23 protein-coding genes are annotated in these 24,471 nt (G+C 59.4%); 6 read left to right on the forward strand and 17 right to left on the reverse strand.

All coding sequences use genetic code 11. The features are described 5' to 3' along the window. Positions 1-17: 17 nt before the first annotated feature. The 16 genes from CLV41_RS17175 to CLV41_RS17250 form a co-directional block, all read right to left on the reverse strand. The gene (locus CLV41_RS17175) at positions 18-518 is read right to left on the reverse strand and encodes a virion core protein, T7 gp14 family (protein WP_146048586.1); all 501 of its coding nucleotides are present in this window, start codon (positions 516-518) and stop codon (positions 18-20) included. A 3-nt stretch (positions 519-521) separates the two neighbouring features. Beyond that, positions 522-2,954 (reverse strand): hypothetical protein, encoded by a 2,433-nt coding sequence (locus CLV41_RS17180; RefSeq protein ID WP_103223663.1) that lies wholly within the window; start codon positions 2,952-2,954, stop codon positions 522-524. Beyond that, a complete protein-coding gene (locus CLV41_RS17185; protein ID WP_103223664.1) occupies positions 2,951-3,538 on the reverse strand; it encodes a hypothetical protein in 588 nt (195 codons plus the stop codon). Before CLV41_RS17185 ends, CLV41_RS17180 begins: the two co-directional genes overlap by 4 nt. A 23-nt stretch (positions 3,539-3,561) precedes the next feature. Continuing rightward, on the reverse strand, positions 3,562-3,900 hold the full coding sequence (locus CLV41_RS17190) for a hypothetical protein (protein WP_103223665.1): 339 nt from the start codon (positions 3,898-3,900) through the stop codon (positions 3,562-3,564). A gap of 72 nt (positions 3,901-3,972) precedes the next feature. Continuing rightward, complete coding sequence (locus CLV41_RS17195; RefSeq protein ID WP_103223666.1) at positions 3,973-5,010, reverse strand: hypothetical protein; 1,038 nt, start codon at positions 5,008-5,010, stop codon at positions 3,973-3,975. A 423-nt stretch (positions 5,011-5,433) separates the two neighbouring features. Beyond that, a complete protein-coding gene (locus CLV41_RS17200; RefSeq protein ID WP_146048587.1) occupies positions 5,434-6,267 on the reverse strand; it encodes a hypothetical protein in 834 nt (277 codons plus the stop codon). 50 nt (positions 6,268-6,317) lie between these two features. Further along, positions 6,318-6,632: a Bbp19 family protein gene (locus CLV41_RS17205; RefSeq protein WP_103223668.1), complete on the reverse strand. Its 315-nt coding sequence runs from the start codon at positions 6,630-6,632 to the stop codon at positions 6,318-6,320. Continuing rightward, positions 6,619-8,322, reverse strand: coding sequence for a portal protein (locus CLV41_RS17210; protein WP_103223669.1), 1,704 nt, complete (start codon positions 8,320-8,322; stop codon positions 6,619-6,621). The genes CLV41_RS17205 and CLV41_RS17210 overlap by 14 nt, the downstream gene beginning before the upstream one ends. Then, positions 8,322-8,549 carry a hypothetical protein gene (locus CLV41_RS17215; protein WP_146048588.1) on the reverse strand — a complete coding sequence of 76 codons (228 nt, stop codon included), beginning with the start codon at positions 8,547-8,549 and terminating at the stop codon, positions 8,322-8,324. The genes CLV41_RS17210 and CLV41_RS17215 overlap by 1 nt, the downstream gene beginning before the upstream one ends. 460 nt (positions 8,550-9,009) lie before the next feature. Next, entirely contained in the window at positions 9,010-9,636 is a 627-nt protein-coding gene (locus tag CLV41_RS17220; RefSeq protein ID WP_103223901.1) for a LysE family translocator, read from the reverse strand. 169 nt (positions 9,637-9,805) lie between these two features. Next, entirely contained in the window at positions 9,806-10,318 is a 513-nt protein-coding gene (locus CLV41_RS17225) for a hypothetical protein (protein WP_103223671.1), read from the reverse strand. Further along, on the reverse strand, positions 10,315-11,895 hold the full coding sequence (locus tag CLV41_RS28140; RefSeq protein ID WP_235867164.1) for a hypothetical protein: 1,581 nt from the start codon (positions 11,893-11,895) through the stop codon (positions 10,315-10,317). The genes CLV41_RS17225 and CLV41_RS28140 overlap by 4 nt, the downstream gene beginning before the upstream one ends. Then, the gene (locus CLV41_RS17235) at positions 11,867-12,349 is read right to left on the reverse strand and encodes a hypothetical protein (RefSeq protein WP_103223672.1); all 483 of its coding nucleotides are present in this window, start codon (positions 12,347-12,349) and stop codon (positions 11,867-11,869) included. The genes CLV41_RS28140 and CLV41_RS17235 overlap by 29 nt, the downstream gene beginning before the upstream one ends. 78 nt (positions 12,350-12,427) lie before the next feature. Further along, the gene (locus tag CLV41_RS17240) at positions 12,428-13,984 is read right to left on the reverse strand and encodes a hypothetical protein (RefSeq protein WP_103223673.1); all 1,557 of its coding nucleotides are present in this window, start codon (positions 13,982-13,984) and stop codon (positions 12,428-12,430) included. Between the two features lie 319 nt (positions 13,985-14,303). Continuing rightward, positions 14,304-14,699: a hypothetical protein gene (locus tag CLV41_RS17245; protein WP_103223674.1), complete on the reverse strand. Its 396-nt coding sequence runs from the start codon at positions 14,697-14,699 to the stop codon at positions 14,304-14,306. A gap of 309 nt (positions 14,700-15,008) precedes the next feature. After that, a complete protein-coding gene (locus tag CLV41_RS17250) occupies positions 15,009-15,539 on the reverse strand; it encodes an Lrp/AsnC family transcriptional regulator (RefSeq protein ID WP_103223903.1) in 531 nt (176 codons plus the stop codon). Between the two features lie 70 nt (positions 15,540-15,609). Here CLV41_RS17250 and CLV41_RS17255 point away from each other — a divergent pair, with 70 nt between their 5' ends. Beyond that, on the forward strand, positions 15,610-15,996 hold the full coding sequence (locus tag CLV41_RS17255) for a RidA family protein (protein ID WP_103223675.1): 387 nt from the start codon (positions 15,610-15,612) through the stop codon (positions 15,994-15,996). A gap of 236 nt (positions 15,997-16,232) precedes the next feature. Here CLV41_RS17255 and CLV41_RS17260 read toward each other — a convergent pair whose 3' ends face one another. Continuing rightward, positions 16,233-20,471 carry a choice-of-anchor D domain-containing protein gene (locus CLV41_RS17260; protein ID WP_170107236.1) on the reverse strand — a complete coding sequence of 1,413 codons (4,239 nt, stop codon included), beginning with the start codon at positions 20,469-20,471 and terminating at the stop codon, positions 16,233-16,235. Positions 20,472-20,996: 525 nt separating this feature from the next. On the opposite strand from CLV41_RS17260, the gene CLV41_RS17265 reads away from it, so the two are divergent. The 5 genes from CLV41_RS17265 to CLV41_RS17285 all read left to right on the forward strand — a co-directional run bounded on the left by CLV41_RS17265 (position 20,997) and on the right by CLV41_RS17285 (position 24,450). Continuing rightward, on the forward strand, positions 20,997-21,509 hold the full coding sequence (locus CLV41_RS17265; RefSeq protein ID WP_103223677.1) for a phage tail protein: 513 nt from the start codon (positions 20,997-20,999) through the stop codon (positions 21,507-21,509). A 16-nt stretch (positions 21,510-21,525) separates the two neighbouring features. Further along, on the forward strand, positions 21,526-22,044 hold the full coding sequence (locus CLV41_RS17270; RefSeq protein WP_103223678.1) for a phage tail protein: 519 nt from the start codon (positions 21,526-21,528) through the stop codon (positions 22,042-22,044). A gap of 9 nt (positions 22,045-22,053) precedes the next feature. Then, positions 22,054-22,581: a phage tail protein gene (locus CLV41_RS17275; protein WP_103223679.1), complete on the forward strand. Its 528-nt coding sequence runs from the start codon at positions 22,054-22,056 to the stop codon at positions 22,579-22,581. A 78-nt stretch (positions 22,582-22,659) separates the two neighbouring features. Further along, complete coding sequence (locus CLV41_RS17280; protein WP_103223680.1) at positions 22,660-23,886, forward strand: hypothetical protein; 1,227 nt, start codon at positions 22,660-22,662, stop codon at positions 23,884-23,886. 12 nt (positions 23,887-23,898) lie between these two features. Next, complete coding sequence (locus CLV41_RS17285) at positions 23,899-24,450, forward strand: GNAT family N-acetyltransferase (protein ID WP_103223681.1); 552 nt, start codon at positions 23,899-23,901, stop codon at positions 24,448-24,450. Positions 24,451-24,471: the final 21 nt, after the last annotated feature.

Raw genomic sequence — 24,471 nt, forward strand, 5'->3', positions numbered from 1 at the left:
ATGAGAACCGTTCGCCGTCAGCTGATTTTCGAAGTGCTGCTGTAAATGGCATTGCCGAGTGTGGTTGCCGCACTGGTGGCACCGCCCAGGATCGCGCCTGCCGCGCCGATCCTTCCGGCCCGGCGCTGGGATTTCGCCCGCTCTCTGGCTGCGCTGGATTCGAATGCAAGATTGCCTCGCTCACCCTCGGCCCTGTAACGGATCGCCTCGATGTCCTGAGCGGCTTCGTAAGCATTGTCGTCCGCGACATCGGTGAGCGAACCGGTTTCCGACAAGCCCCGTTCAGCACCTGCGGCCCGGTTGTCGCCTAGCACACGATCCAGGCGTTCAAGCGTTCGTTTTCGTTCGAAAGATGCCTGCGTCTGGTTTACGTCCTTCTGTCGATCCGTTAGCTGGGCGCGGCGTTCCTCCGCCTGTGCCTCCGCTTCCGACTGCTGACGGATGCCCTGGGCCTGAACGACGCCGCCGGCCAGGGATCCCAATACGGAAACCGCCGTTAAAATTGCTGGATGACACATGTTTCAAGGCTCCGCGTCTCGGCCGAAATTGACGGCCAGGATGGTGCAGGGTTTGCCGCCGCCCGCTTCCAGCGTCAGTTGCCCCCCGTCTTCCCATCGGGTTTCGATTGTCTGATCGAGCACACCCGTGCGCAGCGGCGCCGGTTGACCCGCCGGATCGCCTGCCCGGTAGTAGATCAGCTCGTCCAGATAGGTTTCGTCGGCGCCCGCTTTCAGCGTGCCGGTTTCCAGAACCGCAACATTGCAGCTGTCGATCCGCATTTTTCGGCCCATCGCCGATCCGTCCTGGGTTTTGACCGGAAAAGGCAGCGTTTTGGCTCTCGCCTGTACATCCAGCCCGATAAGGATTTTTTGCGCGGTCTGCCCGTTGGGCAGGTTCACCTCGCCGTCGCTCACGCTTGCCCTATAATCCGTCCCGTCCGCGTAGAGGACAACATCCTCCCCTTCCAGATAGCCGAGGCCGGTAATCGTGTTCGCGGGAGCACCTTCGTAACGGCTGGCACAATCCAGATGCCAGGCGTCTTCGATAGCGCCTCCCGCAAAGGGCCTTTGCATGATTTCGATATAGCGCTTCGTCTGACCGTTGATGGTCCGCTTGACGATCATCCAGACCTCATCCGCCACTGTTCCGGAGAGGTCGGCCATGCATTCCACCACGCCGCCAAAGTCATGACGCTGCATGCCGTAAACCTGCTGCTGCCGCTCATAGGTAAAACCGATGGCACGTCCCTGCGTGTCCCAGGCCCAGATGATGCTATCGGGATATTGCTGATAGCAGGCCCCGGAAATGCGCTCGCGGAAGAGATGCGATTGCACCTCGCTGACGGATTGCGAAACCCTGCCGTCCGCCCCGAAATCATAGGCCATTTCCCGCATATCGGTCGCATACGGGCCGAAATAAAGCAGAACGGAACCGACCTTGATCGGGCTGATACTGTTGGCGCCGAAATTGGTCTCCGGCCGCTGATCGACATTCTCCGGCCCGTAAGGATCCTGGTCCGTCGCCTTGCCGACGGCCCGCACCGCCCTTGTGGTGCCGACGATCAGGTCATTGTCGTCAATGAGCCACTGAATGCGGTTCACCTGCCCCGACAATATGCCGGCGGTCACAGCATCCGACGCATCCAGAACGTGGGAGACCGAAAAGTTGGTGAAGTCCTCCGTCTGGCTTTCCCATATTTTCTGCGGCTCTTGCTGCGTTCCGGCAAAGGCAAGACGGCTTTTGTGCCACCCGACTGTATCCGGCCAGCCGGTAGTTGCGGACCATGCTCCAAGCCGCCAGATGCTCTGGGCCTTCGTGTCCTGCAGCGACTGCCCGAAAAGCTGGACCTGAACGACGGAGGAGGACGTCCGGCTGGTTATCTTGAACCAGCGCCAGAACCCGTCAGACCCGCGAAAGCGCACATGCCGGCCGACATCCGAGGTCTTGAACCCGGCGCTGCCGTTGATACCCGCCGTACTCGATGCCGTCAGGTTAAACGGCGTCTGATCTTCTCCAGCCTGATGATACACGATCTGACCGATCGCCGAATTGTCCGAACTGGAACCGCCGCCCTGGGTGAAGCTCAGCCTGTAGTAGGAAAAGGCAGTCTCGTTGTGGAAGGCATATTGCCGCCATTCGTTCGAAGCCCAGGTGTCCTGACCGTCCTGCGTATCCAGAATGGTCCAGCTCGAGCCGTTGTTCGACGCCTCTATGTTCCATTGCCAGGGCATGTCGTCATTCTGGCTGTTGTCATTGGGCGACTGCAGCATGTAGCCGTCGATCACCACCGCGCCTGGAAAGTGATACTGCACCCATCCGTTTCCGCTGCCGGACAGAACGACTTTACCTTCCGAACGGTTGAACACCTGCCAGGCGCTTGCACTGCCGTTGGAGGCCGAGACCGTCCCGCTCGGCGCCGAATTGGACGACATGTCCGGCACCGGGTTCCCGGTGCCGGAAGGCTTCAGGTTGGTCGGCGATATGTTGACGTCCAGAAAGGGACCGTCCTTGAAGGACATCGGCGCCATCGCCCACGAAGTCTCTCCCAGGCGCTGCAGGGCCTGCGGCGGCACTCCGCCGCCTGTGATGAACAGCGTGTCGGTGGACTGGACGAATTTCAGCTCCGGCAACACTGTCTTGCTGTAGGGCGTCGCCACCTCCACAGAGCCCACACGGCCGGAATTGGTATAAACCCGGAAGAAATAATCCCCGAATTCCAGCATGTAATACTGGCCGTTGCCGAACTCGAACGGGATCAGCCAGCCGCTGTCCGCGCTGCCCTTGAGCTCTGCAACGAACTTGGTTCCGCCGCGCCGGCGCAGCCCGCCGCGCTTGAGCGTGACGAAATTCCGGCATTCTGCGAGCGAGGAGCGGAAGAGTTCGAGATCCGAACGGTAGATGAGTTCGGGGTCAAGTTCGCCCCGGCTGAATGTCGCTTGAAGGTGATAGCTCATCGGTCTGTGACTATTTCCAGATCAATCATGGGCAGGGGCGTGCCCTGCATGGCATCGAAGGTTCCGGCCTGATCGAAGGTCTCGCGCGCCGCCTGCCGCAGGGCCTCGGCCCGGCTGTTCTTGCCGGTGATCGCATGGGCACAGCCCGCCGCCAGAAACAGCGAGAAACCGTGCACAAACAGGGGCGCGAACTCGGCCTCCCGGAGCACCCGCCGGATATGACGCAGCGGGAATGGCGGTGGCTGATCGGTCATGATCCGCTGTCCGACCACTTCAAACGGAATGATGCTGCCTCCGGCCTCGCCATTCACTGTCTGTTGCGGCATCCGCAAGCTGTCGGACGGTATCTTGTACTGGTAGGTCCAGCGGAAGGGAGGCCTCTCCGTTTCCGCCGCCAGATTCACCAGTTCCGTGGCGAAGTCCCAGTCATGCATGGCAAGATACGCATCGCGGTGGGCGGCGTAGTGGTTGCGGAACCAGCGGGAGGCGACTGAGGAAAAATCGAAATCGCGGATCGGCGCCTCTTTCAAATGAGCAAGCGCAAGGTTCGCCATCTCAACGGATGTGTTGACCGTACCGGACATGTAAACGCTTTCTTTTCTGAAATTCAGGCTGCCGCATTCCCGGCAAATTGGGCCTCGTAGGCGGTGAGTGCCTCAACGGCTTCATTTTTGTTGGCCGTCGTAACACCGGCATAGTGAGCCGCCATCGCCTGTTGCGTCTTCCAGTGCTCCTTGCGCCAGCCGTTGGGCAGCGCTTTGGGTGGCATTGGCGCGCCGGATGCCTTGCGTTTGCGGTTCCAGTCGGCGGAAAGCGCATCGCGCAGGTCCGCGCGTCTTTCTTCCGGGCTTTTTCTCCCGTCACCGCAACGCGCCTGGAAATCCGTCTCGTGATTTTCTTCAAGCGTCTGCAGATGTTTCAGGCGCCGCATGATTATCTCGTCCATTTCAAACCCCTCCCCGCAAAGAAAAAGGGCGGCCGAAGCCACCCCTGAAAATTCGCTACATCGCAGCAGGAACTAGATATTCACCTTCAGGCAGGCGAATTTCACATTCTTGCGGGTGTACTTCCGGTCCCAGTTGGCCGCATTGCGCAGTTCCGCCAGCGACGCGCCCTGGGATTTGGCAAGAGAGCTGGCCAGGAAATCCATGCCGGCCGGGTGGATCAGCTCGAAGCGCCGGGTGGTCAGGTAATCCGCGCCACCGCCGTCGCCGATGTCCGGATCGCGGGTGATTTCCGTGCCTTCATTGCCGTAGATCGTCTGCCGGTTCGGGACCTCGTCAAAATGCATGAAAGCGCCCGGAGCAAACAGGAAGCAGGAATATTCATCGGAATTCGAACCCGCAGTCACGGGCATCATTTCGGAATGAACAACCATCATGCCGGCATAATAGGGCACCTCGAAGGGAGCCTCGGACGGCTTCTTGAACTCGATCTTTTCATCGTCCAGGAGCGTACCGTATACGAAGCTGTGCATGGCGATGACGCGCAGATCGTCGAGATTCTCGCCCATCGTAAGCCGGGCCCGGTTGATCGCCTGGTAGCTGATCCGGTTTGCCGCCGTCGGCGAACCCACATCGGAATAGATCGAATACACCATGTCGCCGCCGTCATTGGCCACATTGTCCGCGATCACACCTTCGGCGGTGGCGATGATCCGCTCTTCCTTGCGCCGGCCCCAATAGGCGCCGATCCGTTCGGCAACCCGGTTCATGGCGCTGTCGCCTCTGCCCGTCGCGGCATAACTCGCCACCGTCTTGGCACCATATTTTTTGGCAAGACGATGCTTGTAGGCTTTCATGTCACTGGCGGTGATCTTGCTGGTGGTGATCTTGTTGTCGCTGTCGTCCATCACCGTCGGTTCGGCATCGTCCAGATCTTCCCAGTAGGGCACCTCGATCTGGTTGCCGCCGGTCTTGAAGCGCTTGGCGATCTCCGGCGCCGGTGCCGCCAGGATGCCGGATTTTTCCAGCATGACCAGCTTTGCCGGCTTGTTCTCCGCCATGTAAGGCGTAAAGACACGCGGCACGACGATGTCAGAAATTGCAGAAGTCATGGATTTTCCTTGAGTTGAGTTGAAGTCATCTATGAGAATTTCCGGCCGCACCGGGAAAGACGGGTGGCGTACGAGCCCCACCGCGGTTTGCACTGGAATTGAGTGCAGGCACGCTGCTGCTGCCGTATTCCGGCTGGACACAGCGCAATCAGGAACCGGGAAACCCCGTTCCAATCTGTATGGATTTCATGTCAGCAGCTTCAGCTCTCTTGTCCGGAGCCAGGCGCCGGATGAAAGCAAAACCCCGGCGCAAGGCCGGGGTGCACGGGAAGCAACGGTAAACTGAAAACCGCAGCAACCGTTCTCAAGCGTATTACGTCTAGGCGGGTGGCCGGGTTCAGGAAGACGCCAAAGGCAGAATTTGCTTTGCAAATGCGTTCGGCGGTCTCCTCAATTTAATTTAGGCAACAGGCTATTGAGCTTTCAAAGCCCGAACATCCTCGGATCGCGGCCCGCGGAGACGATCAGCTGGCGCGCGCGCGCAGGATTGCTTTCCAGCAATTCCGATTGCAGCCTTAGATTGGGATTTCCCTTGTCGAACGGATTTGCTCCGCCGGGACCTTCGCCAAGCCCGCTCAAACCGTCCTCGGCGAAAGCACTGTCGTGCACAAAAGCAAGCAGTTTGACTGCGACCGGATCGATCACCTTCTGCAGGCCGTCTTTTCCGGCTTCCGTCAAAGCGCCCTTTTCCGAGAACCAGTTCGTAAGGTCTACACCTGCCGACTTCAGGCCACTTATTGCCCTGTCCGCCTTGGCAACCACGTTCTGGTAACTGTCGCTGTCCGGCTCTCCATATTCCTTCACCAGCGCCAGATGCGCCGCTTCCGCGGTTTCTGTCTGTTTCAATGAGGCTTCGCGGGCCGTTTCCTCGTGGGAAGCAAACTGCTCGGCCATCTTGCCGACCCATCGATCATGCAGCGCTTGCGCGGCGTCCGGGTGAAGCCCCGCTTCCTGGAACCATCCTCCCGCCTCCTCGGCAAAGGACTGATCATAGGGAAAGTTCTCCGGCAACGCGTCGGGCAACTTGAACTGATATCCCTCTTTTGGCGTCCAGTTCCTGGAGATATCCGCGTAAAACGCCGCTTTCGCTTCGGCGCTGGCCGTCTTGTCCGGAACAGTCAGCGACCCGGAAAGCTGCTCCTGCAGCGAACGGTAGCTTTCCAGAACATTGCCGACGCCCCGCCAGCCGTTTTCGGATGCGAAAGCCTTGTCTTCATCGCTCAAGGCGGACAGGAATGCGGTATTCTCGGGGTCCATATCATTCCCCGTGTCAACACCCTCGCTTACGTCAATTTCGCCGTCGATCATCAAAAGTCCTCATCCGTTTCAAAGTCAGGCAGGGTTTCCAGCCGGGCGGCTTCCTGAAGGGCGGCATGCTCTTCCGGCGAAATTCGGATCATGGCAAGGATGCGGGCATAAAGCGCCTTGCGTCCGTCCAGGTAACCGCTCGCACGCGGTTCGAGACTGGAAGGCGGCGCCTGATAGATCCCGCATTCCGCAGCCAGGTCCGCCAGCACCGTTTCACCTTCCCGGCACAAAAAAACGGACCGGTAGGCCCGTTCGATCGCTGCCGCTCTGTCCCGCCGCCGCCGTGCGACCCGTTTCAGGCTATGCCAGACCATCCAGCCCCTCCTGCCCGCCGATGGCTTTCAACAAAGGCGTTCCGTCCTTGGCCATCCGGGCCATGCTTTCACCTGCCGCAAGCTGCTGCTGCTGTTCCTGCTGCGCCGCCCGCTCGCTCCGCAGGGCTTCCACTTCCTCCGGTCTGCGTTTCAGTTTCGCCGGCAGGCCCAGCGCGCGCCGGGTCAGGTCGTATTCCTCTTCCCGGTCATGCAGATCCAGGATGGACGGATCGGCACCGGCGGCTATGCCGAGATAGTCCTGGAAGCCCATGATCGCCTCGAAATGCCCGGCCTCGCGCATCTGGTCGATCGGAGCCGTCGAGGTCAGCGTGACATCGCTTTCAAGAACGCTCTCGGGCGGCGCCAGGGGAGATCCCGGGGCGAATGCACCCCGCCGGCCAAGAATGCCGATCTCCCGCTCGAACAAGGCCTCGTTCCCCGCCAGGATATTCGTCGAGAACGGCCCGATCATATCGGCCATTTCCTTGCGGCGGATATTGGCCTCTGTTGCCGTCCTGCCGTTTCCTTGCAGCAGCGTCTGCCAGAGGTCCCCATAGAGCCCGACACGCAATTTTTCACGGATATTCTCGATCTGCGCGTCGGCCGCGCCCGGATTGACCGTATCGATCATCGGCCGGAACAACGGCCGCCCCTGTTCGTCGATCAGTCCGGGATTCGTCCGGCCGGGGTTGAGATCGAGCTGCCGCTCCTGCGCATGCGTTGCGATCGGCGGCCGCACCGCCTGTGAGCTTGCGATCAGTCCATCCCGGGCAAGGCTCTGCAGGCTCTTGATATCGCTCATCAGCTTTGCCTGCGGTGGCGAGCCGTAAGGCGACAATCCGTCCCGGTCCCAGCGGCTGATCACCAGCGGATATTCGAAAAACCCGCCCCGTCGGCAGATGTGTTTGCTCTCTTCCTCGAAATGCAGGCTTTCATAGCGGGATTTCCGGACGTCCCCCGCCTGTCCATGACCGCCTTCGCGCACGAAACACGCATGCACGAACGCGTGTTCGGTGTTCTTGCGCTTCGGATCCCCGGCTTCTTCCTTCACCTTTTCCGAAACGTTGCCGCCGTATTCCTTCACCGCCTGCCAGGCCTTCAGCATGCGCACACGGAAGAACCCGCAATCGTTTCCCTGCGCATCCACGATCAGATAAATTTCGTAGAGCGGCACGTAACGGTATTGAACCGGCGTTCGAATATCGGCCAGATTGTCCTCGTTCTCGATCGGAAAGAGAACGCCTGTGCCGAGCTTGACAGTCGACAGAAGTCGGGAGCGATTGGCGAGCGCGAAGCCGGACCGGCCGGAATAACGAACACGGAAGAGATGATCGCGCACCAGCTCGAAGAATTCTTCATCGATCTGCGATGGCGGCGGCGCGAAGGGATCGCCGAAACCGACACCGTGCCAGGCAAAGCCTTCCGGCATGGTCAGCGAGCCGACGCCGGAGGCCAGGCGATCCAGCAGCCAGACCGCCGTCGGATCGTAGAGTTTGCGGGAACGCTCGCGCGCCGCCGAATGCCGCAAGGCGCTCATTCCGTCCGGCGCAGTCACCCCGCCCGGCCGGTTAAACGCCCGCTCCATGTCGGGCGCGGTGTAGGTCACATATTCCTGCCAGTCGGCCTCATACCATTGACGCTCGGCGCGCGCGGACTGCAGTTCCGATTTCAGATCGTCGACAATGCCCATCAGGCCCGCCCCAAAAGCGTTACGCCAGGCCTTGAGGCGCTGCCGTAATCGGCGACACCCAGCGGGCTGGTCAGGTTGGTTGCCCGCGTGCCATAGGCAGCGGCCCGGCGGCGCCGGTTGTTTTCCTGCAGGTTCCTGGCCTGCCGCTGCGGATCGGGCTCGCGCGGCGGCGGCGGTGTCGGTTCCGGGTCCGGCTGCTTCGAGCCACCCCCACCAAACATGCACATGAGTGGTCCCTTTCTGATGCTGGTTGAATTTTTTGGAAGGTGAACAGGCTTGGCCCAGCGATAGCGCACGGCTTGCCGCCCCTGGAGAGACGGCCTCTCGATGGTTTCAACGTTCAAGATCTGGGAAACACCTGGACCACTGACTGCGCGGCAACGGCCGCACTTGTCCAAGGTAGCGGTATGAGGACTGTTTTAGCCACGATGTGACGAACCGTCCAGAGCTTGCGCTCGACTGAAGCTGTTGTTTAGACGAAACTTTTGAAAAAGGGCTTATCGAACAACCGCGTTTAGCGTTTGCCTCTTAATGCGTTTTCGACTGATATTTTTCACTTACCCAACCTCGCCCGAGCGCCCCACCACCGCAAGCACTCTTCCTTTGGCGGATCGACGCGATACGCCCGCTGAAATCAGATTGAAGAATTGATCGTTTTGAAGGGAACGGCGACTTCTCGACGTGCCGTCAGCGTTCCTGCAGCGCAAGGCGTACGCCAAGTGCACAATAGATTCCGCCGACGACCTTTCCCTGCCATTTGAGCACAGCCGGATGGCGACGCAGAAAGGTGCCGAGACTACCCGCGCCAAGAGCGAAAATCATAGTGCTCAACAGACCGAGCAGCACGAAAACAGCACCGAGCACCGACAACTGAAGCACTACGGATCCATTTTCCGGCTTCACGAATTGCGGCAGAAAAGCCAGGAAGAACAGTGCCGTCTTCGGGTTCAGCACTTCCGCGATGACCGCCTGATGAAATGCCTTTCCGGCTGTTATCGGCTGCCTGCCGCGCGTCAGGTCCAGGGGTGCCTTTTCCAGGATCGCGCGGATACCGAGATAGATGAGATAGGCCGCCCCCGCATATTTGATGATACTGAACAGGACGGCGGAAGTTGCGATGATCGCCGAAACGCCGGCAATCGCCATGACTGTGTGAACCACGTCGCCGGCCGCTATTCCCGCGCCCGTCGCGATACCGACCTTCGCTCCGGAGCTCGTCGCCCGGGCCACGGTCAAAAGCGTCGCCGGCCCGGGAATAAAGACGAAGCCAAGCACGATCATGACATAGGCAATCATTGTGGTGGTGTCGATCATGGCCGTCTCCTGGGTTTTGAACCGCATAGAAGCAGCACCCGCCTTCCCATGCAAGGTTAGTTCCTTTGCTCTCCGCCTTCCGAGGGCCGAATTCAAGCGCTTGGTTTCTGGCGCCTGAAAGAGTGCCACTCACAGCTTGTGTGCCCGGCAGCATCAGATCGGAGCATCTTCAAAAATCTTCAGAACTTATCTCGTTTTGCAGAACTGAGACGCCGCTTGCCCGCACCCAGGCATATACATAAAAGTCCTCGCCTCCCCGGCCGTAGGACCGCAGCCGGCCCTCCCTTTTGGCGCCGAGTGCCTCGATCCAGCCATGCGCGATGTCATGATCCACCAGTGTGATCACCTGCAGGCGGCGGCATTCGCGCACGATCTGCGGACGCAGGCTGGTGATATGCCGGGTCATCATCGGCACGCAGCGCCTGAACCGCGGCGTTCCGAAAGCCCAGGCCTGCCAATGCTCGGGATCGAAGGCCGAGGCCCGGCTGAAACCGTAAGCCGCCGCCGGCTGACCGTCGTACCAGATCGACCAGACCATACCCGGGATGGCCGTTTCCAGGGCGCAAAGCCCCAGCGCCCGCGTGTTCCAGTCCTTCCAGAGACAGGCGATTTCCCTGAAATCCTCCACCCGCATGTTGGCCGCGATGAAACTGGCGTCGCGCACGCACAGATCCTTGATCAAAAGCCGTCCAGGGGATCGGACAGTGGGGCCATCCCCGCCCGTTTCGAGGTCTTCAGCACCTTCTTCAGTTCCGCCTTTTCCTTCCATCCCAAAGCCTCGACAATCGCATCCGCTTCGTCCGGGGAAGAACCGAGCCGTTCCCTTATTTCTTCCTTGCTCTCGATCAGTATGCTGCCGCCTTTCATCTTCCAGCGATGAGCGGTGAGCTGCGCCTTGACGGTCGACGTGCGCTTGATCGCCAGCCCCATGCCGCTTTTCGGATGCAGCGCCTCGCGCAACCGCCAGTAAAGCTGCGCACGAAGATTGTAGAACGGGATCCTGCTGTCCTTCGCGCACTCCCCCGAATGAGCGGAAAACACGCATTTCTCGACCGGGACATTGTTTTCCCTTTGAAGGAATCCAACCGTATCGCCGCCCCAGCCGCCGGTGCAGTCCACCACGATCAGCGCGTTGTCCCGCCGCTCCCGGATGATCAGCGAACCGACATCCGCGCCATCTCTGGTGTCTGATCCTTTCGCCACGATATTCTGTTCGAACCGCCGCTCGTGCAGCGGCTGCAGAACGGTCTTGTCCTTGCCACCCTGCGCCACATCGACGGCCAGCACACTCATCGGCGCGTCCTTGTCGATACCTTCCTCATAGCGTTGAAAGGCCAGATCCACCCAGTCCGACGGGATCACCTGCCAGTCATGGTCCTGGCGCGCGGCGAGGAAATCGCCGGTCTTCAGCGCCGTACGCATCGGCTCCGGCATCTGGTCGAGTTGGGCGTCGTAGTCGGCGCCCAGATACTTGTTGTCGCCGCGCCTTGCCGGGATGAAAGTCCGGCTTTTGGGCGTGCGGGTCTCGCCTTCGATCTCGACCGGTTCGGGCCCATCCACCCAAACGGTGCGGACGGCGTCGCCGTCGTCGATGAAGACGGCCCAGAGCAGCTCACCGGGTTTCACCCTGCCGTAAAGCGGATGCATCGGGTCCAGCCAGGGAGCGAACCACTCGCTCAGAAAGTCACCCTGCCCGCCCAGCGGCGGATTGGTGGCAATCAGGCCGCGGCAGCGCTGCCCCTTCCGTGCGGAGCGCAGCCAGCCGAGCACGAAGAGGATTTTGCGCGGATCCATCTGCGCACCTTCGTCAAACGCCTTGAAGTCATGATCGCGCCCCTGCCAGTCCTCTTCCGACCCCGGCAGGCCTAGATGTCCGAATTCGATGATACGTTCATCCGGCCCCACCCATCTCGGCGGATTGCCGGAGATCTTGCCCATACCCGCCTGCCGCAACAGCGTGTTCATCCGCTCGATCAGCCCCTTGAGGGATTTCAGCGACTGGCGGAAAATCGCCGTCTTGTGATGGGCGAAAAGCGCCAGCCCGGCGATCAGATCCGTCTTGCCGCCTCCGGCTGCGCCACCGTAAAGCGTCAGATCGGCCTCGCAGAAATACCCCTCCGTCTGCGGTCCCGGCTGTGGACGCCAGACGGCGAACTGCTCAAGAACGCCTGCCTCATCCAGTTGTTTTTGCAGGGCGACGCGATCCGGTGCGGCCATCTTGTCGATATGATCAATCAGCGTCTTGAGAGCCGTTGCCATCCGTCGGCATATCCTTTGCGGTCAGAAGGGCAAGAACGCCCAGAGCAATTTCCTCCGAGCTGCGCGGTTTGAATTTCTCAATTCTCTTGGCGTCGGCCGGCGCGCCCGGATTGATCCGGGTGTCAGCCTCGGGCCGGTCCCACCAGCCTGCACGATTTTTCATCGTGAAGGTCCAGGCGCTGGCGTTGAATTTGGCAAGCTCGCCCTTGGCGCCTTCCTTGCCGATCTTTTCCCATTCCAGCAAACCGAGCCGCATGGCTTCCTCAAGTTTCTCGGGCGGAAAATCTTCCGGGAACTGCTCCGCGTAATAGCGAATGGCTGTCCTGTCGGCGCCAGGAAAACTGTCGATGGAGTATCCGGCGGCAATATGCGCACACAGCGCCTCACACGCCCTGCGCCGCGTGGCCCTGGTTGGCCACTTCAGAGCGGGCGCATCACGTTCCGGTGTCGGCATTCCTGCCTTCCTTCAATCCGTTTCTTATGGTGAAATTCTGGCTGGCAGCCTCCCGTCCCCTCCAGGGCACGGTTCCGGTTAAGGCGCGGGAACCGGTGTGGGTGCAACATCCGCAGCCGCGTTCGGCAATTCCGGCCCGGCATGCCCTGCCTCTACCCGACGCATCCGGCCGCGTGCCTCTCTCTTGCCTTTGACCGCGCTGCGCACATCTGCCTGAAAGCTGTCCGTTACCGTGTGCCGCACGCCACTTTCATCGTCATAGGACAAGGTCATGCGCGGCCCCAGTCCCTGGTCATCGGTCATGCCCTTGTTCTTGTCGCGGCCGGATTTTTCGTTCGGCGAAAGATACCATCGGGCCGCCCGGATGCCCCGCGCCTCAAGCACCGATTCGGCGTCTTTCCGCACGTAACCGTGGCCATCCTTTTCAGGATCCGGATACATCTTTTCCACCGGATGTTTGACGACAGTTCCCTGCCCCTCGGGTACGAACCCAGAAAGGCCCCAGCTCCGCTCGAACCTCCAGGTCGCCAGCGCTTCAGCTACCCTGCTCTGACCACCGACATCGACGTAACTTTTCTTCAAAAGCGCTTTGTATTCATCGACAGCCGCCGCTTCCTCTTCCGGTGTGGAACCGAGCTGTCTGTAAGTATCATAGGAGGATTGCCGCTCTTGCCCGCTGCCGGTCGCAATAAGCGAACCTGGGTCCACAGCGTTGGCAGTCGGAGAGTATCCGGAAAGATCCGTGCGATCAGGCAGGGCCGGATCATCCGGCAGTAGATCGCTGGCAGAGCTTTCCGAACCACGCTCGAAGACCAGATAGTCCCCATATCTGGTTGCGAAATCCTGTTCCCAGGCGCTCCCCAGGGACTTGGCGGAAGCCAGCTCCGCGATGATGCCTGCCGCCAGGGCGGGCTCATTGACGTGCCGCTGCCGAATGGTCTCTTCGGTCGCCCCCCAGTCGATACGACCCGCCTGTTCCATGACGGCCCGATCTCCGTCAGTTTCTCTCTGCGGTGTCTTCAGGGGATCGAGAGCGCCCTCAATCTGGAGGTCCTCTTCACCCGCATCCTCACCGGCATTTTTGAACAGCTGCCCGACCACATCCTTGTGCTTTGAATATGTGTCCTTTCCCCAAAGGATCGGCGGCAGTTTGGAAAAGAATTCCGGATCGAACTCCTGATCGTCAAGGCTGCCAGGTGACCAGTGCTTTTTGTCCAGATCCGGCGCCCGCCCTCCGGACCACTGCACGATCCGATCGACCAGTGTGTTGCTGTTATTTGAGTCTGCGTGATATTTGCTCTCTTGCTCGGCTATTCCCTGCGCCATCCCAGCCATCTTGAAGAAGGTTCTGGAAAGATCCTCCCCTTCAAAAATGACTTCCCGCGGAGCCAGAAGTGCATTCTCCTGTTGCTTGGCTGAAGACTTGAAGACCTTTGCCGACAGATGCCCGAATCCGACAAGACCGGGCACGCCGCTGGAGACAAGTTCTTCGACCGGGCTGTATCCGTAATCTCTCGAACCACCACCGTGTATCTGGAACGTGCTTCCATCTGCACGCGTGTAAAGAATGAACTTGTGGTGAGCCAGATTACCAGTCTTGTCGATCGCGTCGTAACCGACTTCGATTTTTTCCATCTAACACCTTCTCAAGTTTGCTCACCGACCCGTAGGAATATGCTTGAGGCCGTTCAGAAAATGATTGTATCCACAGCGCGAAAGCGCTGGAAACCTCACCGGTTTTCAAGATTTGGAGCGTGTTGCGTTTAAGGGTTTCATGGCAGCACGAAGATGCCCGAGGCAGCGTTTGCATCGCAATTGCGTTCGAGCGACTTCCTGAATTCCATTTAAATCGACATGCTCCGGCGCGTGATCCTCGGGCAACGCGCACCAGCGCCTTTGCTTGACCTTGATTGCCGGATTAACGTCTTAAGAAATAAGTTTAAGTGTCCATTTTCTAAACGAACCAGATCACGACTTCTGCGCTTTCAAAATCAAGTTTTCCATCTTTGATCGTGAAATAAATAGTCAATTCTCTGTCAGGAAGAGGAAGCCTTATTACGTATCTCTGCAGAACGATTAAATCGCATTCACATTGTTCGCTATAATACGCTTTTATTTGCTCAGACGAGTTCGCGACGATCTTGAATGCCTCATATGGATCATCAGGCAGATGGCTCCTGACCAGTTCGGACACATCTTCCGGAGAATTCATAAGAAGCGGCATGGTTCGCAGATCCGCGATATAGCTTGGCGACGGCTGCATACTCCCGAAAAAATATCCCAGAACATACCCTGTCCCGAGGATCAAAAGAGCAAAGATCGCGTATTTTACTTTGAAGGCACGGATCATGATCCTACTCCTTTGCCCATCGCCTGTAGCGTGTTGCGTTTGAACGGCTTCATGTCTTCGGGAAGACGCCCGAGACCGCGTTTGCATCTCAACTGCATTCGGGCCGTTTCCTGAATTCAATTCAACCAAACTGCTCTGTGGTAACACCCAGACAGTGCACCGGACACTGCCCATCGATAATGTTCTTATTTTGTTCTTATCGCAACTCAAAAGCTCATCAGCGACCCTATCAGCCTGTCGCTACCGTTGTTTTCAGCAACGACGCAACCGTCCCGGGTTCACAGATACCGGCCGGTTGGCTGACCCTGTTCACTCCGGAGGCATAGGTATCGCCGGCCAGTCCTCGGTGACCTCCGCCTGCACCGGCCGCTCCAGGTAAGTCGACAGGACCACATAGCTTTTTGTCCCGCGCACGCCCGGCAGCACATAAAGCTGCGACAGGAAATGCTCCAGCGCTTGCGGATCCGCGGTCCGGACCTTCAGGACGACACAGGTATCTCCTGCGACGGAATGGATCTCTTCAACTTCCGGAAAATCGCGCAGCTTCATCATGCGCTGGCTCTTGCCCCATCCATCGGCATCCACATGAACAAAGGTCAGCATCGGTTTGCCGACAGTTGCACCATTCAGCCTGGCGGCAGTGGATGAAATCACACCGCTTCCGCGTAACCGTTTGATCCGCTCGAATACCGCCGGTGGCGACAGGCCCACACTTTCGCCGATTTCGGCATTGGTCTGCCGCGCATCCCGCGTCAATGCGCTTAAGATTTTTCGGTCGAACGCATCCAGCGGGCGCTTAGCCGATTGGTTTCGGCGACTCTCGTCTGTTTTTCCGACCATGCCGATTGCTTTCTCTATTCTTGCCGAGTTTTGATCGGCAATATTAGACAAAACCAAAAGGAAATTCAGCATGCACGAGAGAATTGTCAATCCGGTGAGCGGCATCTATCCGGCCACCGGCGACTATGTTCACGCCATCGAACTGACCGGCGCTCAGCGCATCCTCTATCTGAGCGGCACCATGGGCCTGAAGGCGGACGGTACAGCTCCAGGCACTCTGGAGGAACAGCTCACCTGTGTCTGGTCGAACATCCGTCGCGTTCTCTCGGAAGCGCAAATGACCACGGACAACATCGTCCGCGTAACATCCTACTTGAGAGATCCTGCCTACGCGGCGCAAAATCAGCAGGCCCGCCTGGCCGCTCTTGGCGAAAGGCGTGTGCCGACAACCGCGATCGTCGCGCAAACGCTCTCGGAAGACTGGAAGATCGAGATTGAGGTGATCGCGGCTGCCTGAAAGCAGTTCCGCGCCGTGGCCGCATTCTCCCAAGTTAACCTGATAGGGCCGGTTTTAAGCCCGTTTTGACGAACCTGTCCAGCACCGGCGCAATTCTGAAGCACCTGTTTAGGCTTGAGTTTTCAGAAAGTCCTTTCCGGTCAAACGGATCACCGGCCTGCCGGATTATGCGTTTCAGGGCTGTTTTCTTTCACACCCTGCAAAAGACCCTCGCGTGACCGAGCAAGGCCGGACCGTCAGAATGGGATCGTGACACTCACGGTCGCACCATAAGAGCGGAAATCCGCCGCGCCGATACCGTCATAGAAGCCTTCCCCGGAAATCCGGATATTGCGGCCGGGGATCAGCAGTGCGGCACCCGCTTCCAGCCGGGCGCGCAGGTCCTGATCGGACGAAGCCAGCGTTGCATCGGTCGGTGAATCGTCCTGCAGCTTGTTGAAATCGTAGATCCCGGAAAGCGACAGGAACGGCGAGAACAGAATGCTGTCGTCAAGCATGAGGTCCCAGGAAATTTTCGGACCGAACTCGATCCGTCCTAGATCGAAATCCTGAGACGGGATCAGGCGGCCGAGCGTATCGGTATAGCCTTCCTGTTCCTCGTAATAATAGGTCAGGCGCGCGAAGGGGCTGATCCTCGTGTATTTGTCGATTTTGAAGTCACCGGTCAGCCCGCCCTGCAGCAGAAAACGCTGGGTTCTGAAATCGTCTTCGAAAAGCCCCAGCGCATTGACGGAATTGTAGGATTGTCCATAGGTGAACACGCCGTCGAGATAGAAGTTCTGGTGCACCCTGACGACCGCATAGGGGCCGGCCATCCAGCCGACACCGTCGGCGGACGTATTCTCGCTTGCATTGGTCTCGTCGGTTATGTCGAGTTGTCCCATGAGACCGAAGACGGCGCGGTCCCCGTAGCGGTAATCGACGCCGGCGAAGACCAGCCCGGTCTGGCTGTCGCTGTCGTTGTTTTCAGTGACGGCGTAACTGCCCTGCGCCCAGAAATCCCAGCCCGATCGCGAGTCCCGCGCTGCGCTCCCGGCGGCTTCCTCGCCGGTTCCGCTCAGGATCGCGAGCGTGTCCTCGTGTGAAGGCGTTGGCATCGCGGCGGTATAGCTCATCGTGCCGGAAGTGTTGAAGTTGTCGAAGGCTGCATACCTGTCCTCAGGCTCGCTCGCCTGCGGTTGAACTGACCGGCCATCCCCGGCCGCCGCCCTTTGCCCGGCGCCGTTTCCACGATTGTCGGCGCGAAGCGCATCGGCGAAGGCCCTGAGAGAAAACTGGAAATTGCCGGACCGTGAATAGGGCGTGACATCGAAATTGAAGCCGTTGCTTCCGCTTCGCTGTCCGAAAGGCCCGCCGGTCAGCCGCGAGACCAGATCCGGTTGTCCGGACACGATGGTGTTGGCCCGGTTTGTCACGAAGGAGGCGATGACTTCCTTGGTTTTCTGGATGTCGGCTTCCGCATCCCGGTCGTTGGTTAGCGAAAAGGAGGCGCTGGTCAGGCCGGTCGCACTGGCGGTGACCTTGTAGGGCTCAAGGGCACCGCCGCCCCGATAGGAGGAGGCCGTGTCGTTCGCCGTCATCGCCGAACTTGTCGCGGTGCCGTCCGCCGCTGTGGTGACCGTTTCCGAATTGGTCGCCGTACCGGCAAAGGTCAGGGACGCTCCGGTCGACGGCGCGGTGAAGGTGACATCCACGCCCGCGACCCCGTTACCGCTGGCGTTTGTGACAGTGGCCACCAGAACGTTATCGAACTGAGTCCCGACTTCGGTGCTTTGTCCCGATCCGGAGGTCGCGGCCAGCGAGGATGCCCCACCGCTGGCCGTACCGCTGACGGTGTAGTTGAACGGATTCTCGTCGCCATCATTGTTGACGAAGGAAAGACCGAAGGAAAAAGCGCCCACCGACGTCGGCGTGTACTGCACCGCGAACGTCGTCGTGCCACCGCCGCCTGTCACGGTCGTCGAGCCAGGCGCGCCGATGGAATCGACTGTCACGTTGCTTGGCGATGAACTGGTCGCCGTCGCCAGCGTCAGGTCGGCCGTTCCGGAGTTGGTCACCGTGTAGGTCACCGTCACCGGGGACCCGGCGGCCTGGGTGCCCTGCGCATTGGTGCCCCCATCCGTAACCGCGCCGCCGATATCCGCGGAAACGGCAATCTCGGGTATTCCCGTTCCCGTCCCGCTGACAGTAAAGTTGAACGGATTCTCGTCGGCGTCATCGTTGACAAAGGAAAGATCGAAGGAAAAGGCACCCGCCAATGTAGGCGTGTACTGTACGGCGAACGTCGTCGTGCCGCCGCCGCCCGTCACGGTCGTCGAGCCAGGCGCGCCGATGGAATCCACAGTGACATTGGTCAGCGCGGAACTGGTCGCCGTGGCGATCGTCAGATCGTCCGTTCCCGAGTTGGTCACCGTATAGGTCACCGTCACCGGTGTTCCGGCAGTCTGGGTGCCCTGTGCATTGGTCCCGCCATCGGTAACCGCCCCGCCGATATCCGCCGAAACGGAAATCTCGGGAGCCCCTGTAGCCGTCCCGCTGACGGTATAGTTGAACGGGTTCTCGTCGGCGTCATCGTTGACGAAGGAAAGACCGAAGGAAAAAGCCCCCGCCAATGTAGCGGTGTACTGAACCGCGAACGTCGTCGTGCCGCCGCCGCCCGTCACGGTCGTCGAGCCAGGCGCGCCGATGGAATCCACAGTGACGTTGCTCGGGGCGGAACTGGTCGCCGTTGCGATCGTCAGGTCGTTCGTGCCGGAGTTGGTCACCGTGTAGGTCACCGTCACCGGGGACCCGGCGGCCTGGGTTCCCTGGGCATTGGTGCCGCCATCCGAAACCGCCCCGCCGATATCCGCCGAAACGGAAATCTCGGGAGCCCCTGTAGCCGTCCCGCTGACGGTATAGTTGAACGGGTTCTCGTTACTGTCATCGTTTACAAAGGAAAGATCGAAGGAAAAGGCACCCGCCAATGTCGGCGTGTATTGCACCGCGAAGGTCGTTGTTCCGCCGCCACCCGTCACGGTCGTCGAGCCAGGCGCGCCGATGGAATCCACAGTGACGTTGCTCGGGGCGGAACTGGTTGCCGTTGCGATCGTAAGATCGTCCGTGCCGGTGTTGGTCACCGTGTAGGTCACCGTAACCGGGGACCCGGCGGCCTGGTTGCCCTGCGCATTGGTGCCCCCGTCCGTAACCGCGCCGCCGATATCCGCTGAAACAGAAATCTCGGGAGCCCCTGTAGCCGTCCCGCTGACGGTGAAGTTGAACGGGTTCTCGTTGCTGTCATCGTTGACGAAGGAAAGACCGAAGGAAAAAGCCCCCGCCAATGTAGCGGTGTACTGAACCGCGAAGGTCGTTGTTCCGCCGCCACCCGTCACGGTCGTCGAGCCAGGCGCGCCGATGGAATCCACAGTGACGTTGCTCGGGGCCGAACTGGTCGCCGTGGCGATTGTCAGGTCGGCCGTGCCGGAGTTGGTCACCGTGTAGGTCACCGTCACCGGGGACCCGGCGGCCTGGGTGCCCTGCGCATTGGTGCCCCCATCCGTAACCGCGCCGCCGATATCCGCGGAAACGGAAATCTCCGGCGTACCGGTGGCGGTTCCGCTGACGGTAAAGTTGAACGGGTTCTCGTCGGCGTCGTTGTTGACGAAGGAAAGACCGAAGGAAAAAGCCCCTGCCAATGTCGGGGTGTACTGTACAGCAAACGTCGTTGTTCCCCCTCCGCTCGTCACGGTCGTCGATCCCGGAGCGCCGATGGAATCGACCGTGACGTTGCTCGGGGCGGAACTGGTTGCCGTGGCGATTGTCAGGTCGGCCGTCCCCGAGTTGGTCACCGTGTAGGTCACCGTCACCGGGGACCCGGCGGCCTGGGTGCCTTGGGTATTGGTGCCCCCATCCGTAACCGCGCCGCCGATATCCGCGGAAACGGAAATCTCCGGCGCGGATGAATCAACCGAGCCAGACCCCGCGTTCTGGATATAGCTAACGCTGAACGGACCGCTTATCGGGGCGGCGTCGTAGCTGCCGGAAACCGTACAGCCGGTGGAACAGGCGAAAACGCCGGTGAAGTCGTTCGCCTGACCGAAGGCCGTACCGTTGGTAACGACGGTTGTTCCCCCATCGTGCGCGATGGAGACCCCTGAAAAACTGCCCGAAGGATCGTCGACGCCGATAAGGTCAATCGTCACGCTGGAGCCGGATCCGGCGTTGAAATTGATATAATCATTCGTACCCGGGAACGTGTTTGTCAGCGTACAGGTGTCGGCAGTCAGATCAAGGGTCAGGTCCCCACCTGTCGTCACCGTCAGACCGGAACAATCGTCCCAGGCCGCCCTGGCATTTTGAACGTCGACCGCGCCAAGCACAAAAACGGCCAGTAATGCGACCAGAATAGACCGTAATGTGAAGCCGGATACGAACACCCGGTCCGTCAAGGGATCAATGAATTTGCTTGAAATAACCCGTTTTGCTTCGGAAAACACATTCACCCCCCTTAATCTGGTGTCCCCTGCCGCAGATGCGCGCAATTCGACCGTGCAATCGGAGCCGCTTGACGACCACAACTAAAACGAGACTTTTCAGAAATCAATCATTAGTAATTATTTACACCTATTTCTATTAAAAATAGAAAATTTCTGTCTCCTGGAGGCAACACCGAGGCCCAGGCAGCAAAACCGGCTCTGTATATATTGAGCGTCAGAGCCTCAATTTTTCGGCTAAATTTTTTGCAATGTTTTCAACACTCTCACAATGACGTTGCGTTTTTTGCGCATAAATGGCAGCGAGCATGCGTGATTATTAGTCAGTTTGACGGATCGGGACCGGAGTTCGCATCATCTCGTATGCGAAGTTTTTTTGATTGCAATATTTTAGAAATGTATGTGAAGGTTGTTAAAATAAACAAGAACAGTTCCAGATATATACAACCTGAGATTCTGTTCCGCGATTTTTCCGGGACCCTTAAAGCAATTGTTACATGTTCCTTTGGGGGAGCAATTGGGGGAGACATGTCAGAACCTTTTCTCGCCGAAGTCCGCATGATCGGCTTCAATTTCCCGCCGCGCGGCTGGGCCTTCACGGACGGCCAGATCCTGCCCATCAACCAGAACCAGTCGCTTTATTCCCTCTTGGGAACCACATATGGCGGAGACGGGAGAACGTCCTTCGCCCTTCCCGATTTGCGCAGCCGCACGCCCATCCACAAGGGCAATGGGTATACGCTGGGCCAGAAGGGCGGCGCGGAAACAGTTACCCTCAACGCAGCGGAGATCGCTGCCCACACCCACACGGTGAAAGCTGTGTCGGTCGCGGGCGACAACAGGTCGCCGGATGGCACATTGTTCGGGTCGGAAATTGAGCCCGACTATGGGTACCGCGATCCCGAAGCCGCCTCGATGACAGCCCTGCGGCCCGGAACGGTCACGAATGCCGGCGGCGGGCAGGCGCACAACAACATGCAGCCTTACGAGACGCTCAATTTCTGCATTGCCCTGCAGGGTCTTTTTCCCTCACGCAATTAACGCCGGAGCACACAGGATGTCTGAACCTTTTGTCGGCGAGATCCGCATGTTCGCCGGAAATTTCGCCCCACGTGGCTGGGCCTTCTGCGACGGCCAGCTTCTGGCGATTTCACAGAACGACGCGCTCTTTTCCCTCTTGGGAACCATCTACGGCGGCGACGGCAGGACCACATTCGGCTTGCCGGACTTGAGGGGTCGTATCCCCCTTCATGCAGGAACCGGGCCGGGCTTGAGCCCCAGACGGCTCGGCTCCAAAAGCGGCACTGAACATGAAACGCTGACGATCAACCAGCTCGCCAGTCATTCACACGATTTCAATGCAAACAAAGCCGCGGCCGACCAGATTTCCCCGCAGGGCCGGGTAACTGCGGAAGGCGTCGGGGTCAACCTCTACGCGGATGTCGGGCAGGATGTCTCTATGGCATTGGACATGGTTGCCAACACCGGTGGGTCGCGATCTCACACCAACCTGATGCCGACCATTTGTGTGCACTTCATCATTGCCCTCGTCGGCATTTATCCGAGCCGGCATTAGGAGGCGGACATGTCAGAACCTTTTATTGCTGAAATTCGAATTTTCGCAGGCAACTTCGCGCCGCGCGGTTGGGCTTTCTGCGACGGCCAGCTATTGCCGGTTTCCCAGAACACCGCGCTTTTCTCGCTCATCGGCACCACCTATGGCGGCGACGGACGAACGACAACCGCCCTGCCGAACATGCAGGGTCGCGCGCCCATGCATCCGGGGAGCGGCCCCGGGCTGACCTCGCGTCGCCTTGGTGAAAAGGTCGGTGTCGAAACGATCACGCTCACAGAAGAGCAAATCCCGTCACACAGCCATATCGCCCGCGCGAGCAGCACAAGCGGCGGAGTTGCCGCCCCGTCCACGACGACATCTTTTGGCCGGTCCGGTTCCGACCGGGTATACCACTCGGACACGACGTCGAATCTTGTCGACATGGCCTCCCAGACACTGTCCACAACCGGCGGTAGCCAGGCGCATGACAATGTCCAGCCCTTCCTGGCAATGAATTTCATCATCGCTCTCCAGGGCCTTTATCCGTCGCGCAGCTAGCGGCAACGGCCAATCTATTGAATACGCTCAGCACTACGGTCTGGAATGGGCGCCCAGTTTAGCGGAAGGACACATCAAATGTCAGTCGAAGAAGCAATCCCCGGAGAATTCGAGGGTATCGTTCATACCGCACCAAGCTACTTCCGGATCTTCGTTGCCGCGGTCTCTCCGGACGGGGAGCTTGAATACAAGGACCAGAAATCTGAAAACGGTCCTTTTTACAACTACTTCACCCGGCTGACCCAATCGGCATATGCGACGGACCGTCTCAATGCGTCGGTCACGCAGGAAGGCTATGTCGCCTTGCTTGCCCAGGATGCGCAGTCAGCAAACCTCATTTATCTGCACGAAAGCAACACTCCGGACGCTGCGAACCGGTTTGCGGACCCCGAAGACCTCGGCAAGCCGGACGGTGTCACCGGATTTACAGACACGGCACTGATCAACGGTCTCACAGGTCGTCAGAACATCTTCGCGACCAGTTCGGCCGCTGGCAATGCGCTCTGGTGGAAATACCAGAACGTCAACAGGATCGAACAAAAGACCATCACGGTGGTTCCGCCCGGCACCGACACACCGATTGAAATTACCGTTCCGGTTGAGGTTCCACCTGACCGGCCCTGGTCGGACTGGCTGCAGATCCCCGGAGCGTTGTGCAGCCTGGCACCCGTTCAGAACGCGGACGGCCGCATCATCATGTTCGGCATGGACAGTGACGCGGTTCCCTATATGAACTTCCAGTCCAGCGACCACCCATTCCTCCCGGAAAAATGGGAGGGCTGGCAGGACATCAGGGGCGGCCTGACCGGGTTCGAACAGCTTGTCGGCTGTATCGACGGCAACGCACTCGTACATGTGTTCGCACGCATCGGCAGCAGGATCTACATGAAGGTTCAAGAGGAGGTCAGCTCCAACACCTTCTCCGAATGGGTTCTCTTCGGCTCTTTCAGCGCTCCGGTTCACACCATGACGGTAGCGGTTTCCTCCAACGACGGGCTCTATCTTGCGGCCCAGGTCGGCTCCGGCCCGAACAGCCCTGTCTATGGCTCCTATCAGACCGGAGGCGCGGACAGGAACTGGTCGGCATTGCGGATCATTGCGCATGTGAAGAGTGACAGCACACTCGTCCTGCAATCGAATGCGGACGAGAACCTTAGTCTTTTTGCTCTCGACAGCAGTTCCGGCAATGCCTTTTACCTGAACCAGCTGTCCCTCGATCACTGGTCGGCCGTCTGGAACTCTCTTGGAGACAATCCATTGTCTGCGATCGCTCTGACGCAGGACATAACACCCAATCCGCACTGACGGATCACACGCATGAATTTGCGACGTCAAACCGGTGCTCTCCCGCTGCCGCCGCGCCGGCACGCCGGAGAGCACCGCATTGCCTACCGCTCCATGCGCGAGGACGACCTGCCGTTTCTTGCCGCGCTGTACCGATCGACGCGGGAAACGGAGCTCGCCAGAACGTCCTGGCCGGAGCCTGAAAAGCAGGCCTTCATCGCCATGCAGTTTGAGGCGCAGCACCGGCACTACCAGACTCACTATCCGGCCGCGCTCTGGCTGATCGTCGAGCAGGAAGGGACTGCGGTCGGACGCCTCTATCTGGAGCGCTGGACGTCGGAGCACAGGATCATCGACGTCGCCCTGATACCGGAAGCGCGCGGCAGAGGCATAGGCGGAGCCATCCTGCGGGATCTCATGGAAGAGGCCGCAAACGCTGGCAAAGCCGTCAGTATTCACGTTGAAAAGGAAAATCCGGCCATGAGCCTTTACAGCCGGCTCGGCTTCGTGAAACGCGAGGATAAGGGCGTCTACGACCTTCTGGACTGGAGGAGCGACCGGAAGGTCCCAACGGGTTGTACATAGCGTAATTCGGGCGGCGACAAT

The sequence above is a fragment of the Roseibium marinum genome (assembly GCF_002906165.1).
Lineage (GTDB): Bacteria > Pseudomonadota > Alphaproteobacteria > Rhizobiales > Stappiaceae > Roseibium > Roseibium marinum.